This window comes from Pseudomonas sp. GL-B-12, from assembly GCF_019955895.1.
GTDB lineage: Bacteria > Pseudomonadota > Gammaproteobacteria > Pseudomonadales > Pseudomonadaceae > Aquipseudomonas.
The window spans coordinates 1-15,745 of the sequence record NZ_JAHBCX010000064.1; the positions used below are offsets into that span (position 1 = coordinate 1).

Here is a 15,745-nt window from a genome sequence, read left to right on the forward strand (position 1 = left end):
CAGGAATGGGCTGGTGGGGCTTGGCGAGCACGAGTCGAATCAGAGGTATCGCTGCGCTCAACCCATCCTACGTACAGCTCACAGTCAAGACCATTGCGTTATAGGGCTGTTCACAATGGTTATATCCGCTCTTCAACATTCGGCTACCGTCATCATTAATACCGTGTATTGAAGCTATGTTTGCCTCTGCTGCGATACACCCACAGCCCCCAAACACGAGAAAACTATGATGCGCTCCCACAAAGCTGTCGCTGTTTTTCTGGCCTTGCTTAGCGCAGCCTTCCTGGCATCTGCCGCCCAGGCCGAGGGAGCGGGTTTGATTACCGCCACCCCATCCGAACTCAAGTGGACAGCTGCGTCGTCGATGGGGCCCGGTGTGATGATTGCAGTGATTGAAGGTGACCTGAAAGCCGCCGAGCCCTTCACCATGCGCTTGAAGCTGCCGGCAAATACGAAAATCGGCGTGCATACCCATCCCGTGACCGAGCGCGTAACCGTTATCTCGGGCACCTTCTACTTCGCCACCGGAGACAAATTCGATTCGGCACGGGCCAAAGCCTATTACCCGGGGGACACCCTGATCATTCCCGTCGGCATGTCGATGTACGGCGCCAGTCGAGAACAGGAAACTGTGCTCCAACTCCACGGCACGGGGCCTTGGGGGATCACCTACCTCAACCCGGCGGACGACCCCAGGAACAGCAAGATGTAGCGAGCGACAACCATGTAGAACGACTCAATCGTGCCTGCCTCCCGTTAGCTCCGTTTTCACCTACTAAGGGGCAGACCGAAGGCACCTACTTGCGGCTATCGTAGAGGGCCTTGGCAGCATCTTCCCAGTTGGCTCCGTCGAACTGCTCGGGACGAAAGATCGACGTCATCACTCGCCAGGTACGCACGGTTCCTGAACCAACGCTGTCACCCCTCCCCCCCCAAAAAGTTTCATGATGCCCGGCACAGACGAGGCATAGGATGACCGCTAAAGGTCATGTCCCCCGCGCCTCAACCCACAGGAATCAAAAAATGATCGCAAACCTCGTCAAAGTCTCGCTGATGGCCGGTGCTTTGTTGTTGAGCGCCTGTTCGGGTGTGAGCTCCCATCGCGATTATTCGACTGACTCGGTGCAGCCGGCCGGCTTTGGCCCAGGGCCGACCAATAGCAACCCCGGCAAGATGAATTTCCATGGCAGCGCACTCGGCAATAGCTTCGGCGAATACGGTTCAGGTTTGCTGCACGACGATTGATATGCGGTCCGCAATGAAGAAGGGCGCTCCTTTTGGGGGCGCCCTTTTTTGTGCGAAAAAAAGCGGTCCGTTACCTGGCGTCAGGCACCGCCAGCCACTGGCGCAGGATCTTCTGGTAACTGCCCGTCGCCTTGGCCAGGTGCAGCCATTGATCGACGTATAGCTTCCAGGTGATGTCGTCGCGGGGCAGCAGGTAGGCTTTTTCGCCGTATTGCAGGTAGTGCGTGGGGTTGACTGCGCACAGGCCTGGTTTGAGCTTCTGCTGATACAGCGCCTCCGATGCGTCGGTGATCATTACGTCGGCTTTTTTATCCAGCAGATCCTGAAAGATGCTTACGTTGTCGTGCAGTTGCAATTGCGCCTTGGGCAGGTAGGCGTGGACGAACGCTTCGTTGGTGCCGCCGGCCGGTTCGACCAGGCGAACCGAGGGCTGGTTGATCTGTTCGACGGTCTGGTACAGCGCCTGGTCTTCGCAGCGCACCAGCGGGATTTTGCCGTCGACGTCCAGGATGTTGCTGAAGAAGGCTTTTTTCTGGCGTTCCAGGGTGACCGAGATGCCGCCCATGGCGATGTCGCACTTACCGGCGAGCATGTCGGGCATCAGGGTTTTCCAGGTGGTGGGCACCCACTCGACCTTGACGCCAAGGCTGTCGGCCAGGGCGCGGGCCATGGCGATGTCGATGCCGGAATGCTCGCCGTCCTCGGCTTTGAGGGTGTAGGGCTTGTAGTCGCCGGTGGTGCAAACCCGCAGTTGTCCCTGTTGCATGACGCTGTCCAGGTGCGAAGGTTCTGCCTGGGCGCCAAGGGCGAGTGCGAGCAAGCCGCCGAGCATCATTGCTCTGTTGATTTTCTTCATTGTTATCGGGCTTTTGTGCTGGAGTGGTTTTCAAGTGGGGAGTGTAGTGAAACTTTCACAGGTGTGAAAAATCAACGTCCCCGAAGATGGCTTCAACCTTGCGTCAGTATCGCGCTCACTCGGCCTTAATAAATTACGGCTGATTTTCCGCTCAGGGGTAGAACGTTGCCAGGTGGTTGGTTTACGTCAGAAGCGTTACTCAATCGACCATTACTTCAAACGTCCAGCCGCCTTGCGATAAACCTGCTCACGTTCCCGTTTATCCACGGCTACCACAAACACAGTAATTTCCTGGTCAATCACTTGATAGACCAAGCGGTAACCGCTGCTACGTAGTTTGACCTTGTAGCAGTCGGGAAAACCATGCAGGCGGTTAGCTTCAATGCGTGGATTGTTCAGGATCTCCACCAGCTTCTTTTTGAGCTGCTGTCGGACTGTGTCGCCAAGTTTTTGCCATTCATTCAATGCACGGGCATCAAACTCAAGGCTATAGGTCATCTATAGAAACCCTTACTCGTTGAGGAGATGCAAGCCGTTCTCGCACGGTGGCCAATAAAGCCTCATCGTCTTCAGTCATCAAGACAGGCTTGAAAGGCAACTGACCACGCTCCGCCACATATTGCAGGGCCTGGCGCATCAATTCGGAAGGCGTGACGCCGAGTTTTTCCAGTTCGAGATAGGCGCGAGCTTTGAGGTCGTCATCGATACGGATGTTGATAGATGCCATGGGATAGATTCTCATGTAATGACATTTGTCATTACATTGAATCAAGAGTTCCTCATTGGCAAGTCCGCCGAGACGTACGGCAAATTTAGAGAAAATTCGTACTCGGGAGGATGAAAATGCCAACCAGCAAAGTTCCCACCGCTTGGACCATTGCCCTGGCCTGGCTGGCCCAAGTCTAAATCAGTACGTAAATGTCAGAGATTTCCCCCTGAAGATGGCTCATTCCACTTCCGGGCTCAACGTCCCCAACCACGCCACCAACCCCACAATCAAAACCGCCGCGGCCATTTCCAGCACCACACTGCGCCGAAGTGCGTTAGCCGCCACGCCATATTGGCCCTCTCGCAATGACCGCTCCAGCAAGGGCCCAAGATGAAAGCGGTTCAACGCCGCCAACACCAGCATCCCGGCAAACAACAGCACCTTGATCGCCAGCAAAATTCCGTAATGGCTGAGTAAGACCTCATCGAGCTTCGGCCCGATGATGAACAGGTAGTTCACTACGCCCGTCACGGTGATGATCACAACGATCAGCGCACCGACACCTTCGAATCGCTTGACCGCGCGAGCCAGCAAACGTATGTGTGCTTCGGTTTGCAGGGCCCGGGTTTGTGCCATCAAGGCAAACGCCAGCAACGCGCCGAGCCAGGCACTCGCCGCCAACAGGTGCAGGATGTCCGCCGTAAAGTGCCAGAAACGGCGACTGCCTTCGTCCATGGCGCCATGCCCGCTCCAGGCCAGGCTGGCGAGGGCGATGCCGCCGGCCGTGGCGGCGATCACCAGGCTGATGCCGGGTGCGCGTGGGTTGAGCATCAACGCCAAACCCGCGACCGCTAACGCAATCATCCGCACGCCCCAGGCCAACCCGACGTCTGTCTCGAACAGCATCATCTCGAGGTGAGGGCGCAACTCGGTAACGTCTGATTCGCCGCTCATGGCGCGGACCATCAGCACCATGCCCGCGACGGACAGCAGCGCGCCGAGCCCGGCTGTTGCCGTCAACAATCGGCGCAAGGGCAGCACCGTCCCGGATAGCCGTTCCTGTCCTTTGAAGCTGTAAAGCCCGAACAGCGCCACGCCAAACAACAGCATCAAATCCATATACAACACAAACCGCAGCACGACGTTGGCCGAGTCGCTCATCGATCATTTCACTTTGAAGGTGACGTTGCCGGTGATCGGGTGGGTGTCCGATGACACCGCGCGCCATTCGACCTTGTAGGTGCCGGCAGTCAGGGGTGTTGTCGGGGTGATGAACATGCTCTTCGGGTCACTGCCGCCGCTGACTTTGGCCTTGACCGGCATCGGGGCGTGGGCCATGCCGGCCATTTCGGTCATCAGCAGTTTGGCGCCGGAAAACTGGGTGACGAGGTTTTCGGAAAAGTGCAGTTCGATCTTGTCGGGCGGCGTACCTTCTGCGCCTTGCGCTGGGGTGGAGGCGAGCAGTTTGGGGTGCGCTTGAGCGAGGGTGCTGATAAGCAGGCCGCTGAGCAACGCGATTGCGACGGCGGTGGGTTTGATGATGCGCATGCAAGGTCCTTTACCGCTTGAAGCGGTTGTTGTTGGTTTGAGGTGAGTCTGTTCAGAACCACATCCGAATACCGAGCACGAGGCGGGTTTCGCTGCGGTCCTCGCCTTCGTCGTTGGCGTAGTCGGCGGTGTTGCCGTAGGTGCGGTTCCAGGTCACGCCGAGGTAGGGCGCGAATTCCCGGCGGATTTCGTAGCGCAGGCGCAAACCGGCTTCGGTGTTGGACAGCCCCGCGCCGATGCCCCGTTGCGGATCGTTTTTGCCGTAGGCGTTGAGTTCGACGGTCGGCTGCAGGATCAGCCGATTGGTCAGCAGGATGTCGTAGTCGCCTTCCAGCCGCACGGCGCTCTGGCCGCCTTCGCCGATGAAGGCCGTGGCTTGGGCTTCGAAGTTGTACAGCGCCATGCCCTGCACGCCGAACGCGGCCCAGGTTTGCGGGGCGCCGGGTTTGAAGTCCTGGCGCACGCCGCTGACGACGTCCCACCACGGGGAAACGGCGTGGCCCCACAGGGCCTGGATTTCTGCGTCTTCGGTCACGCCATTGCTGCGTTCGCCTTCAGAGCGCAGCCACAGGCGATCAATGTCACCGCCGACCCAGCCGGACAAATCCCAGGCCAGGGTGCTGCCGTCATCGGCGTCCTGCCACTCGAGTTTGTCGGCGAGGAAAAATGAATTGAGCCTGCTGTCGTGTACATGGTGACCGGCGGGATCGGCATACACCACAGCGCGATCGGCATCGGTCAGCACCGGGATCGGCGTGCGGCTTTCGCTGGGAGCGGCGGGCTGCATCTGGCCGTCTTCCATGCCTTGCATCTGACCTTCGTCCATGCCTTGCATCTGGCCGTGGTCCATCTGGCTGTGATCCATGCCTTGCATGTCATCGCTGGCGGCCATCGCCGTCGAGGTCGCGAGTGCCAAAAAAAACGGGGTGAATCGAATCATGGGGTGCGCCTCATTCTTCCACGCGAACTTCACGGAACATGCCCATTTCCATGTGGTACAGGAGATGGCAGTGATAGGCCCAACGGCCGAGCGCATCGGCAGTGACCCGATAGCTGCGCCGGGAGCCCGGTGGCATGTCGATGGTGTGTTTGCGCACCATGAACTGGCCGTTCTCGTCTTCGAGGTCGCTCCACATTCCATGCAGGTGGATGGGGTGCATCATCATCGTGTCGTTGACCAGCACGATCCGTAGCCGTTCGCCGTACTTGAGGCGCAGCGGCTCTGCATCAGAGAACTTCACGCCGTTGAACGACCAGGCGAATTTTTCCATGTGGCCGGTCAGGTGCAGCTCGATGGTGCGGCCGGGCTCGCGGCCGTCCGGGTCTTCGAAGGTGCTGCGCAGGTCGGAGTAGGTGAGCACGCGGCGCCCGTTGTTGCGCAGGCCCATGCCGGGATCGTCGAGTTTCGGTGAGGTGGACATGGCTTGCATGTCCACCAGTGGGTTGTCGGTTTCCGAGGCCGGGTGGGACTGCATGCCGGGCATGTCGCCCATGGCCATGCTGCCGTGGTCCATGCCGCCCATGCCCATGTCATCCATGGTCACCAGCGGGCGCGGGTCCAGTGTCGGCAGCGGCGCAACCAGTCCGGCCTTCATTGTGAGGGTGCCGCGGGCGTAGCCGGTGCGATCCATCGCCTGGGCGAACAGGGTGTAGGCCGCTTCGGTCGGTTCGACGATTACGTCGAAGGTTTCCGCCACGGCAATGCGAAATTCGTCGACGCTCACCGGTTTGACGTGCAGGCCATCGGCGGCGACCACGGTCATTTTCAGGCCGGGGATGCGCACGTCGAAGTAGCTCATGGCCGAGCCGTTGATGAAACGCAGCCGCAGCTTTTCCCCCGGGCGGAACACCCCGGTCCAGTTCGAATCCGGCGCCTGGCCGTTCAACAGGTAGGTGTAAGTGGCGCCGCCGACGTCCGCCAGGTCGGTGGGGTTCATCTTCATCTCGGCCCACATCTTGCGATCGGCGACGGTCGGCCCCCAGCCTTTTTCGCTGACGTCGTGGATGAAGTCGCCCACGGTGCGTTTGTTGAAGTTGTAGTAATCGGACTGTTTTTTCAGCGTCTTCATCAGGCCGACCGGGTCTTCATCGGTCCAGTCGCTGAGCATTACCACGTAGTCGCGGTCGTACTGGAACGGCTCCGGGTCCTTGGCGTCGATCACCAGCGGGCCGTAGACGCCGGATTGTTCCTGAAACCCCGAATGGCTGTGATACCAGTAGGTGCCGTTCTGCCGCACGGTGAACTGGTAGACGTACATGCCGCCGGGCTCGATGCCCTTGAAGCTCAGCCCCGGCACGCCGTCCATGTTGGCCGGCAGCAAGATGCCGTGCCAGTGAATGGAGGTGCTGTCCTTGAGTCTGTTGCGTACCCGCAGCGTCACCGTATCGCCTTCACGCCAGCGCAGCAGCGGGCCGGGAATGCCGCCGTTGATGGTCATTGCGGTGCGTGGGCTGCCGGTGAAGTTGACCGGGGATTCGCCGATGTACAGGTCGAAATCGTGACCGGCCAACACCTGCGGTTCGCCGGGACTGCTGATCGCCCAGACCGGCGTGCGCCATAACCCGAGGCCGCCGCAGAGCCCGCCGATAGCCAGGCCTTTGACGAAGGTGCGTCTTGAAGTGTGGGAGTGCATGCCGTGTGTTCCGCCCGTCAGCCTGTTGAACTTGTCGACGAGGCTAGCGGGCGGTGCCTTTCAGCAGGCTGAGGCGGGGATTACAGTTTTGACAGGTTGGGCGTCGCTTACTGGCGTGAAGTGGACTTTTCCCTTGAGGCCACCGTGTCGCCGCCGCAGTTGATGTAGGAAGACGACTTCAACCAGCGTTGGTCCGGGTAGTAGGAAAACAACAACTGCCCGTCCTTCATCGAATCGATCAGCCGATGGGCAATCGCCGGTCTGACGGCCGGGCAACCCAGGCTGCGGCCGATGCGGCCATTGGCGCGGGCCAGCACCGGGCTGACATAGGGCGCGCCGTGAATGACGATGGCCCGGTCATAGGCGTTATCGTTGAAGCCGGGCTCCAGGCCTTCCATGCGCAACGAGTAACCGTTCTGGCCGAGGTAGCTTTCCTGGGTGCGGAACAGGCCGAGGCTGGTGGCGTGGCTTTCGTTGCGGTTGGAGAACAGCGTGGCCATGTTTTCACCGCTGTTGCGGCCATGGGCGACCAGTTCGTGAAACAGCAACTTGCGCCGTTTAAGATCGAAGACCCACAGGCGTTGTTCGGTCGAGGGCAGGGAGTAATCGATCACCGCCAGTCTTTGGGCGGGGGCGACACCCTGGGCGCGGCTACATTGGGTGGCGCGAACGGCCAAGGCAATCACTTTGGCGTCGGCACCGGGTGCTGCTTTGACCAGCGCGTTTTCAAGCGAATCGGCGTAGGCTGACGTTACTGAAAGGCACGTCAGTAAAATGGCAAATAAAAGGCCAAAGCGGTTTAGCGCCATAGTCGGGTCTCATCATGATAATTTCGAGTCTAGCAGCGAGTGGAAAACTAGCCGTTTAAAACGGGGGATTAAGGATTATCCATGGTGCAATTAACAAGGTCATTCGTCATAAGCCGCATGTTTTTTATGGGCTTTCTGATCAGCGGTGCGGCGTTTGGGCAAACTTCGCCGATTGAGCCGGTATCTGCGGCGAGCAGCGCAATCGATGCCGCGGCGCCCGACGACGCGGTCGGGCAGGCGATTCAGGCGACGCTGGAACCGCTGCACTCGGCCTTTCCACCGTTGCTCACCTCCAGGCGCCATCAGCGTGTGGATGTCAGCCGGGTGGTGCTGGATTTCTATATGCATCGCAACTATCGCGCCGCGTGGACGGATGAGCGTGACGTGGCCCAGTTACTCAAGAGCCTTGAAAGCACCCGGATCGACGGCCTGAATCCGGCGGATTTCCGCATCGCCGAACTGGCTCAGGCCCATGAATCGCTGGTAGCGGCCATGCCTTCCACGGCGCAACGGGCGATGTTCGACATGGCGGCGACCCGCACGTTCATTACCGCGCTGCTGCAACTGCGGCGGGGTAAAGTCGATCCGTCGCGGCTGGACATTCACTGGAATTTCGATCCTGCCGGCGGCAATGCCCGCGAGGACTTGAACAAACTGTTTGTCGCCCTCGATGCCCACGACGTGGCGCGTGCATTCGTCGATGCACCGCCTCAGGAAGAGATTTACCGCAACTTGCGTGAAGGCCTGGCCCGGTTGCGCCAGGTGCACGCTGCGGGCGGCTGGCCGAAAGTCACCGAAGGGCAATCGCTCAAGCCCGGCATGGACGGGGTGGCGGTTGCACAATTGCGCGCGCGTCTGGTGGCGGGCGGGTACCTGGATGCGCACCTGTCGAAAAAAGCCGGTTACGACGACAAGGTCATTGCCGCGGTGAAGAAGTATCAGGCCGAGCAATACCTGGGGGTCGATGGCGTGGCGGGGGCGGCGACGCTGGCGGCGCTGAACGTGCCGGTCGAGGCGCGGATCGATCAGGTGCGGGTCAACATGGAGCGCGCCCGGTGGCTGTTGTACAAGCTTCAGGGCACGTTCGTGATCGTCGATATCGCCGGATACAAGGTGGCGATGTACCGCGACGGTCTGCCGATCTGGCGTTCGCGGGTGCAAGTCGGTAAACCGGTGCGCAGTACGCCGGTGTTCCAGGCCGAAATCACCTACATCACGTTCAACCCGACCTGGACCGTGCCACCGACCATCCTCAAGCAGGACGTGATTCCAAAAGTCCAGAACGATCCGGGCTATCTGGCGGCCAACCGGATTCGCGTGCTTGATCGCGAAGGCAATGTGCTCGATCCGTCGAGCGTTGACTGGAGCAACCCACGAGGCATCCACCTGCGTCAGGATGCCGGGCCCGACAGTTCGCTGGGGCAGGTGGTGATCCGCTTCCCCAACGACTATGCGATTTACCTGCATGACACGCCGCACCGCGAGCTGTTTGCCAAAACGGTCCGGGCCACCAGTTCAGGCTGCATCCGCGTGGAAAACCCCTTGCAACTGGTCGAGCTGTTGTTCAACGACCCGGTGCGCTGGAACAGCGCCGGCATTCAGAAGCAGTTGGCCAATGGCCGGACCGAGAACGTCCTGCTGCCGGTGAAAGTGCCGGTGCTGTTGGCTTACTGGACCGTGGACCTGAGCAAAGACGGGCGGGTGACGTTCAAGCCCGACATTTATGATTACGATGCCAGGGTGCTGCAGGGCTTGAGTCAGCCTACGAAGTTGCCCGCTCTGGACTTGCGTCGTGCAGAGGTACCGCTGGTGGTGACGGGGCAGAACCAACAGTAACGAATAACACCGGGCATTGTGGGAGCGGGCTTGCTCGCGAAAGCGGTGTGTCAGCGCACCCTGAGGCGATTGACACGACGCCTTCGCGAGCAAGCCCGCTCCCACAGGATTTGCGGTGGGTGCCCTTTTTACAGCGCCAACCCTTGTTGCACCACGATCAGCAAATCGCTTTCCGTCAGCGCCACCGCATCCAGCTGCGCGGTGGCCTGCTCGATCGTTTGTAGCCACCAGTGTGTTTCACCGTGTTCGTCCACGGTGCGCAACAGGGCGAGTTCGTTGCCTGTTGTGTGGATCTCGACCCGCCCCTCGCCATCGGCGGTGAAGCGTGCAACCGGGTCAAAGGTAATGCTGTGCTCGTTGCCGGTGACCACCAACTGGTCGATGGCGTAGTTGTAAGCGTCGCCATTGGGGTGACTCTCGAACACATGGGTGGGGTTGCGCCGCAGGACCAGACCCGCTTCGGTCAAGGGCAGCAGCCAGGCCTCTATCCGTTGATACAGTTCGTAGACCTGGCCCGGCCAGCCATCGATCGCCTGATCCGCGCTGGTCAGCCGTGTCTGTTTCAATTTTGCGGCGAGTTCGTCTGCCTTGCTCATGTCGATTCCCTGTATTGAGGTCAGTCTAATCGTAGCTCGTTGACGCGCAGGCAGCGCTTGCCCTGGATCATGTTTGCAGCTCAGGCAGGGCAGGTGTGATACCGCTGGGCAAGTGGCCACCCATTTAGCATGGATAACCCCGTAAACTACGCCCCACGAAGACTGAGGGCTTTGGGTTGTTACCCATGCCTTGCCCCCCGACAGGATGACCTTTTGCCCACTCGCTTTAACGACCCGGACCACGCCCCTGGCGTCGCATTGAAACGCATACCGCTGCGCAAGGCCGGGGTATTGTTCATTGCCACGGTGTGTCTGTGCCTGTGCGGTTTGCTCTACCTGCAACTGGAGCAGTCCCGTCGCCACGACCTGAGCCTGGCGCAAGTGGCGTCTTCGAACCTGACGCGGGCCATGGCGCAGCAAGCCGAAGACACCTTCATGAAGGCCGACCTGGTGCTGACCAGCCTGGTGGACTGGATTCAGGTCGACGGTTTCGGCCCGGACCAGCGGCCACGCTTGCAGCAGACCTTCGCCCGGCGGGTGCTGGCGCTGGATCAGTTGCACGGCATCCTGCTGTTCGACCAGAAGGGCCAGTGGGTGGTGACCTCGTTTGAGAACCTGCCCCGGGGGGCCGGGGTCGCGGATCGCGAGTACTTCAAGTACCACCAACAGAACGTATCGTCGGTGGCGCATATCGGCCCGGCCATCCGCAGTCGGGAAAACGGTGAGTGGATCATTCCGATTTCCAAACGGGTCAACGACAGGAACGGGCATTTCCAGGGTGTGTTGCTGGCCGGTATCAAGATGTCGTACTTCGACCAGTTCTTCAAAAGCTTCAGCCTCGACGACAACGGCTCGATGTTTCTCGGCTTGACCGATGGCACGTTGTTGGCGCGTCGACCTTTTGTAGAGGCGCAGATCGGCGTGTCGCTGGCCCAGGGCGAGATTTTCCAGAAGTTCCTGCCACTGGCCACCTCCGGCAATGCGATGTTCACGTCCATCATCGATGGTGTGACACGCATGTACGGTTACCGCCAGCTGGAGGCGTATCCGCTGGTGGTCGCCGCGGCGTCGTCCACGGAGACCATTCTCGCGGGCTGGTACGACACGGCGTTTCGCTCCAGCCTCATCGTTGCCCTGGTGTTGCTGGTCGTGGGGTTGTTCGGGTGGGTGTTCCTGCATCAGGTGCGTGTTGGCGAGCGGGTCGAGTCGGATTTGCGCAGGGCCCAGCAAGCACTGGAGCTGATCGCCACTCACGACAGCCTGACCGGGCTGGCCAACCGCCGACTGTTCGAGCGGGCGCTGGGCATCGAGTTCGGGCGCGGCGCCCGGCAGGCCAGCCCTTTGAGCCTGATCATGCTCGATATCGATTACTTCAAGCGCTACAACGACACCTACGGCCACGTGGTGGGGGATCACTGCCTGGCCGAAGTGGCACGCGCGCTGAAGAGTTGCTGCCACCGCAAGGCCGATCTGGCGGTGCGTTACGGCGGTGAAGAGTTTGCGGTGCTGCTGCCGGACACCGACATCCACGGTGCCATGACGATTGCCGAGCAGATCCGCCGCAGCGTCATCGACAAACACATCAATCACACCGGCTCGCCCAACGGATACGTGACGGTCAGTCTGGGTTGCTATTCGTTTGTGCCGTCGGGGCGTGACAGCATGGACGTGTTTGTCGAGCGGGCGGATGCAGCGTTGTATCAGGCCAAACATTCGGGGCGAAACCGCGTGGCAACGTTGTCGTTGGCCGGCGGTGTCGAGGCGTTGATGCGTTCCGACCGTTGAAGTGCTTTTGCCGCCGGTGGTCTGTCTCCCGGGCCTGGCGGAATTGATCGTCTAGAGTTCCGTTAGCGCTGCCGAACCCGGCAGGCTCCCCCTCGCACGGACGATCGCCAACATGTTGCTACCTCCAACATTGACAGCCGTTGCTCTGACCGTCGCAGCCGCTGCCATCTTCCCGCTGGCCAGCCACGCGCAATCGAAAATCACTGCCGAAGAAGCTCACGCGATCGGCGTGGATGCCTACATCTATTTTTACCCGCTGCTGAGCATGGACCTCACTCGCAAGCAGTTCACCAACATCGAGCCGGGCAAGGAATTCGGCAAAGGCCCGATGAACATGTTTGTGAGTGTGCCGCAGTACCCGCCTGCCGATTTCAAAGGGGTGGTGCGTTCCAATTTCGACACCTTGTATTCGATTGCCTGGCTGGACTTGACCAAGGAACCGCTGGTGATCGCCGCGCCCGATACCGACGGGCGTTTCTACCTGTTGCCGATGCTGGATATGTGGACTGACGTGTTCGCTTCGCCGGGCTGGCGCACCACGGGCACCGAGGCCGGGCAGTTTTTGGTGACGCCACCGGGGTGGACCGGCACGGTGCCCACCGGGATGAGTCACCTGCCGGCGCCCACCCCCTTTGTCTGGATCATCGGCCGGACCAAGACTGATGGCGCGGCGGATTACGCGGCGGTGCACAAGATCCAGGCCGGATACACGGTGACGCCGTTGTCCCGGTTGGGCAAAGAGCCTGAGGCCGTCGCCGTGAAAATCGACCCGGCGGTGGACATGAAAACGCCACCGAAGATTCAGGTCGATTCCATGTCGGCTGCCAATTATTTCACTTACGCTGCCGAACTGCTGAAGGTGAACCCGCCGCACAGCACCGACCAGCCCATGCTGGCGCAGCTTAAACGGATCGGCATCGAAGCCGGCAAGCCGTTCAACATGGACGCACTGGACCCAAAAATCCAGGCCGCGCTGCAACGGGTACCCCAGGATGCGCAGGCCTTGATGACCTGGAAAGTGCCGACCCTGGCGCGGGAGGTCAATGGCTGGTCGATGAACACCGACACCATGGGCGTCTACGGCAACTACTACCTCAAGCGCGCCATCGTCACGCAGATGGGGCTCGGTGCCAACCTGCCCGAGGATGCGATTTATCCGCTGAACATCGGCGACAGCAACGGCAAGCCGCTTGAGGGGGCAAACAAGTACGTGCTGCATTTCAACAAGGGCGAGGCGCCGCCGGTGAACGCCTTCTGGTCGATCACCCTGTATGACCCGGAGGGGTTCCAGGTCGCCAACTCACTCAATCGTTTTGCGGTCAGTAGCTGGATGCCGTTCAAGGACAACGCCGATGGCTCGCTGGACCTCTACTTCCAGAACGAAAGCCCCGGCAAGGACCTGGAGGCCAACTGGCTGCCGGCACCCAAAGGGCCGTTCAACCTGACCATGCGTTTGTACGGCCCGAAAGCCGAGGTGCTGAATGGCAAATGGAACCCGCCGGCGGTCAAGCCGATGTAAGCCTCAGGCAACAAAAAGCCGCCAATGACTGCACGTCATTGGCGGCTTTTGCCTGTCCAACTGCCCGTCCCGCCGCCAGCACCGCCGGTTCCGCCACCGGGCGCACCGGTGCCGCCGCCCGCGCCACTGCCCGGACCATTGACACCGGTGCTGCCGCTTGAAGAGCTGGGGCCGCGACTGCTGCTGTTGTTAGCCGAGGGTTCACTGGGTCTGTTGTTGCCTGGCAGCATGTTTGAGTTGCGGGTTGCACTGGGTGCCGTACCGGTCGCGCCATCGCCGGACGCCGCAAACGTAGCCAGGGGCGTTGTCGACAACAATCCCGCCAAGAGCAGCGAAGTCATTCTGATGTTCATCATGGTCGTCTCCAGGGATGAGTCGTTACCTGATGTTGGTGTGAAGGGTCGCGCGGTTGGTGCCGACCGGATGACGAGTGGCTGTCTCAGCGCAGGCCATCATCGTCGAGCTTGCACTCAAGGTTCTACCGCACCCACGACCACTCGTCATCGATGATGCTGAAGCGCACTGAGTTTGCGATTGGCTAAATCAATTGTCGGCGGCAGTGCTTGATCCCGTATACATAGCGGCCACTGGCGGAGCAATCCGCCGCTTGCGTGCAAAAGGATTGAACGATGAGCGAGCCACGCCTGACCGACCGTGCTTTGTATCTGCGACGCCTGGGCTTCGATGCACCTCCGGCACCGACCCTGGAAACCTTGCGCCAACTACAACTGCGCCATACCGGCGCTTTCCCGTTTGAAAACCTCACCACATTATCCGGCGAACCGGTGCTGACCGACTTGCCGTCCATCGAGCAGAAGGTCTTGCACGATGGTCGTGGCGGTTACTGCTACGAACTCAACAACCTGTTCCTGGCCTTGCTTCAGGAATTGGGTTTCGACGCCCGTGCCATCAGCGGCCGGGTGGTGATGGGCCAGCCGGAGGGTGCCTGGACTGCCCGGACCCATCGCCTGAGCCTGGTCATCATCGATGACGTGCGCTACATCACCGACGTCGGCTTCGGCGGCATGGTGCCGACCGCGCCGCTGTTGCTCGATTCCCGCGCCGAACAACTCACCCCTCACGAGCCGTATCGCATCGACCTGCACGTCGACGGTTTTACCCTGCGCGCCAACGTTGCGGGTGAGTGGCGAGCGATGTACATCTTCGACCTGCAACGCCAGGAAGATATCGATTTCGCTGTGGGCAACTGGTACGTCTCGACCCACCCCGAGTCGTCTTTCGTCACGCAGTTGATGGTGGCGCGCACCGGGGAGGGCTGGCGGCGTACGCTCAACAATGGCAGCTTCGCGATTCACCGGATTGGCCATGACAGCGAGAGACGGGAGGTGACGGATGTTCAGGAATTGATTGGCCTGCTGGGCAGCGAGTTCGGCATTCGCGTACCGGAACAGGCGCAATTGGCGCGGACTCTGGAACGATTGATCGCAGCGCCGCAATAGCTGGCTGATCGTAGACATCACCAAGGGCTGATCCGATTGATCGGCCCTTGGTGTTTCAGGGCTGAACACCCGGCTCCATCACCCGTTGGATTTCGCGCAAGGCCTCTGCCAGTTTCTGCTCCAGGCCCTTGAGTTCGGCAGGGGTGAGGGTTTTTTTCAGTTGTGCGCTCTTGCCTTCGTTGAGCAGGGCCCGGCGCAACGTATTGTTGATCGCCGTCTGGTAGCCGTACCCCTCGTTTTCTGCCAGGGCCCGGGCGGCTTCGATGACAGCGTCATCGAGCATGATGGTAATGCGGGTCTTGCCTTTGGCGGGCACCACGGCCCCGAGCCTGGCGTTGCTGAAATCGTATTCGTCTTTCATCGGTCATACCTCCAGATACTGACGGCGCTCGCTTTTGGTGGCGATGCGCGCGGAAATGATTCGAACGAAATTCGGATCGCGATGGGTGTACGCGACGACCAGCAACCGGCCTTTGGCATCCAGCCCCAGGGTGATCCAGCGTTGTTCATCATGGTGGTTGTCCTCGATGGTCAGCGCTCGTTCGTCATGGAATACCGGTTCAGTCTCTGCGAGGCTGATGCCTTGGTGCTTGAGTTTGTTGGCTGCGTTCTTTGCCTTGTGGAACTGAATTTCGAATGACTTCATTATGCATACTTTATATGTATATAGAAGGGGCGGGCCTTACCGATGGTCGCCAGGAATTCAAAAGACTAGTCAGCACCCCGGGGGTGGGCAGCGAGGGATGTAT

At 60.2% G+C, this 15,745-nt stretch carries 18 protein-coding genes; 6 read left to right on the forward strand and 12 right to left on the reverse strand.

Going from position 1 to position 15,745, the window contains the following annotated elements:
- Nucleotides 1–229: 229 nt before the first annotated feature.
- Nucleotides 230–712 (forward strand): cupin domain-containing protein, encoded by a 483-nt coding sequence (locus KGA85_RS27230; protein WP_223543531.1) that lies wholly within the window; start codon nt 230–232, stop codon nt 710–712.
- Between the two features lie 311 nt (nt 713–1,023).
- The gene (locus KGA85_RS27235; protein WP_223454400.1) at nt 1,024–1,245 is read left to right on the forward strand and encodes a hypothetical protein; all 222 of its coding nucleotides are present in this window, start codon (nt 1,024–1,026) and stop codon (nt 1,243–1,245) included.
- 70 nt (nt 1,246–1,315) lie between these two features.
- On the opposite strand, the gene KGA85_RS27240 is transcribed toward KGA85_RS27235, so the two are convergent.
- The 8 genes from KGA85_RS27240 to KGA85_RS27275 form a co-directional block, all read right to left on the reverse strand.
- Complete coding sequence (locus KGA85_RS27240; protein WP_223538045.1) at nt 1,316–2,077, reverse strand: transporter substrate-binding domain-containing protein; 762 nt, start codon at nt 2,075–2,077, stop codon at nt 1,316–1,318.
- A 234-nt stretch (nt 2,078–2,311) separates the two neighbouring features.
- Entirely contained in the window at nt 2,312–2,599 is a 288-nt protein-coding gene (locus KGA85_RS27245) for a type II toxin-antitoxin system RelE family toxin (protein WP_223533391.1), read from the reverse strand.
- Nucleotides 2,589–2,828, reverse strand: a complete 240-nt coding sequence (locus KGA85_RS27250) for a type II toxin-antitoxin system RelB/DinJ family antitoxin (protein ID WP_015095929.1) — start codon at nt 2,826–2,828, stop codon at nt 2,589–2,591. Before KGA85_RS27250 ends, KGA85_RS27245 begins: the two co-directional genes overlap by 11 nt.
- 219 nt (nt 2,829–3,047) lie before the next feature.
- The gene (gene copD, locus KGA85_RS27255) at nt 3,048–3,971 is read right to left on the reverse strand and encodes a copper homeostasis membrane protein CopD (protein ID WP_223543523.1); all 924 of its coding nucleotides are present in this window, start codon (nt 3,969–3,971) and stop codon (nt 3,048–3,050) included.
- A 3-nt stretch (nt 3,972–3,974) separates the two neighbouring features.
- Nucleotides 3,975–4,358: a copper homeostasis periplasmic binding protein CopC gene (gene copC / locus KGA85_RS27260; protein ID WP_223538032.1), complete on the reverse strand. Its 384-nt coding sequence runs from the start codon at nt 4,356–4,358 to the stop codon at nt 3,975–3,977.
- A 52-nt stretch (nt 4,359–4,410) separates the two neighbouring features.
- Complete coding sequence (locus KGA85_RS27265) at nt 4,411–5,298, reverse strand: copper resistance protein B (RefSeq protein ID WP_223543524.1); 888 nt, start codon at nt 5,296–5,298, stop codon at nt 4,411–4,413.
- A 10-nt stretch (nt 5,299–5,308) separates the two neighbouring features.
- Nucleotides 5,309–6,991: a copper resistance system multicopper oxidase gene (locus KGA85_RS27270; RefSeq protein WP_223543525.1), complete on the reverse strand. Its 1,683-nt coding sequence runs from the start codon at nt 6,989–6,991 to the stop codon at nt 5,309–5,311.
- 107 nt (nt 6,992–7,098) lie between these two features.
- Complete coding sequence (locus KGA85_RS27275; RefSeq protein ID WP_223533396.1) at nt 7,099–7,800, reverse strand: murein L,D-transpeptidase catalytic domain family protein; 702 nt, start codon at nt 7,798–7,800, stop codon at nt 7,099–7,101.
- Nucleotides 7,801–7,881: 81 nt separating this feature from the next.
- On the opposite strand from KGA85_RS27275, the gene KGA85_RS27280 reads away from it, so the two are divergent.
- The gene (locus KGA85_RS27280) at nt 7,882–9,636 is read left to right on the forward strand and encodes a murein L,D-transpeptidase (RefSeq protein WP_223543526.1); all 1,755 of its coding nucleotides are present in this window, start codon (nt 7,882–7,884) and stop codon (nt 9,634–9,636) included.
- A 128-nt stretch (nt 9,637–9,764) separates the two neighbouring features.
- Here the strand turns inward: KGA85_RS27280 and KGA85_RS27285 are convergent, their stop codons facing one another.
- Nucleotides 9,765–10,232, reverse strand: coding sequence for a hypothetical protein (locus KGA85_RS27285; RefSeq protein WP_223543527.1), 468 nt, complete (start codon nt 10,230–10,232; stop codon nt 9,765–9,767).
- Between the two features lie 213 nt (nt 10,233–10,445).
- On the opposite strand from KGA85_RS27285, the gene KGA85_RS27290 reads away from it, so the two are divergent.
- Nucleotides 10,446–12,017: a GGDEF domain-containing protein gene (locus tag KGA85_RS27290; RefSeq protein WP_223454234.1), complete on the forward strand. Its 1,572-nt coding sequence runs from the start codon at nt 10,446–10,448 to the stop codon at nt 12,015–12,017.
- A 112-nt stretch (nt 12,018–12,129) separates the two neighbouring features.
- Complete coding sequence (locus KGA85_RS27295; protein WP_223454236.1) at nt 12,130–13,536, forward strand: DUF1254 domain-containing protein; 1,407 nt, start codon at nt 12,130–12,132, stop codon at nt 13,534–13,536.
- A 35-nt stretch (nt 13,537–13,571) separates the two neighbouring features.
- Here KGA85_RS27295 and KGA85_RS27300 read toward each other — a convergent pair whose 3' ends face one another.
- Complete coding sequence (locus KGA85_RS27300) at nt 13,572–13,892, reverse strand: hypothetical protein (RefSeq protein ID WP_223543528.1); 321 nt, start codon at nt 13,890–13,892, stop codon at nt 13,572–13,574.
- A gap of 273 nt (nt 13,893–14,165) precedes the next feature.
- On the opposite strand from KGA85_RS27300, the gene KGA85_RS27305 reads away from it, so the two are divergent.
- Nucleotides 14,166–14,996, forward strand: a complete 831-nt coding sequence (locus tag KGA85_RS27305) for an arylamine N-acetyltransferase family protein (RefSeq protein ID WP_223543529.1) — start codon at nt 14,166–14,168, stop codon at nt 14,994–14,996.
- A gap of 55 nt (nt 14,997–15,051) precedes the next feature.
- On the opposite strand, the gene KGA85_RS27310 is transcribed toward KGA85_RS27305, so the two are convergent.
- Both KGA85_RS27310 and KGA85_RS27315 read right to left on the reverse strand, forming a co-directional pair.
- Nucleotides 15,052–15,357: a BrnA antitoxin family protein gene (locus KGA85_RS27310; protein WP_223543530.1), complete on the reverse strand. Its 306-nt coding sequence runs from the start codon at nt 15,355–15,357 to the stop codon at nt 15,052–15,054.
- Between the two features lie 3 nt (nt 15,358–15,360).
- Nucleotides 15,361–15,642, reverse strand: coding sequence for a BrnT family toxin (locus KGA85_RS27315; protein WP_223454243.1), 282 nt, complete (start codon nt 15,640–15,642; stop codon nt 15,361–15,363).
- Nucleotides 15,643–15,745: the final 103 nt, after the last annotated feature.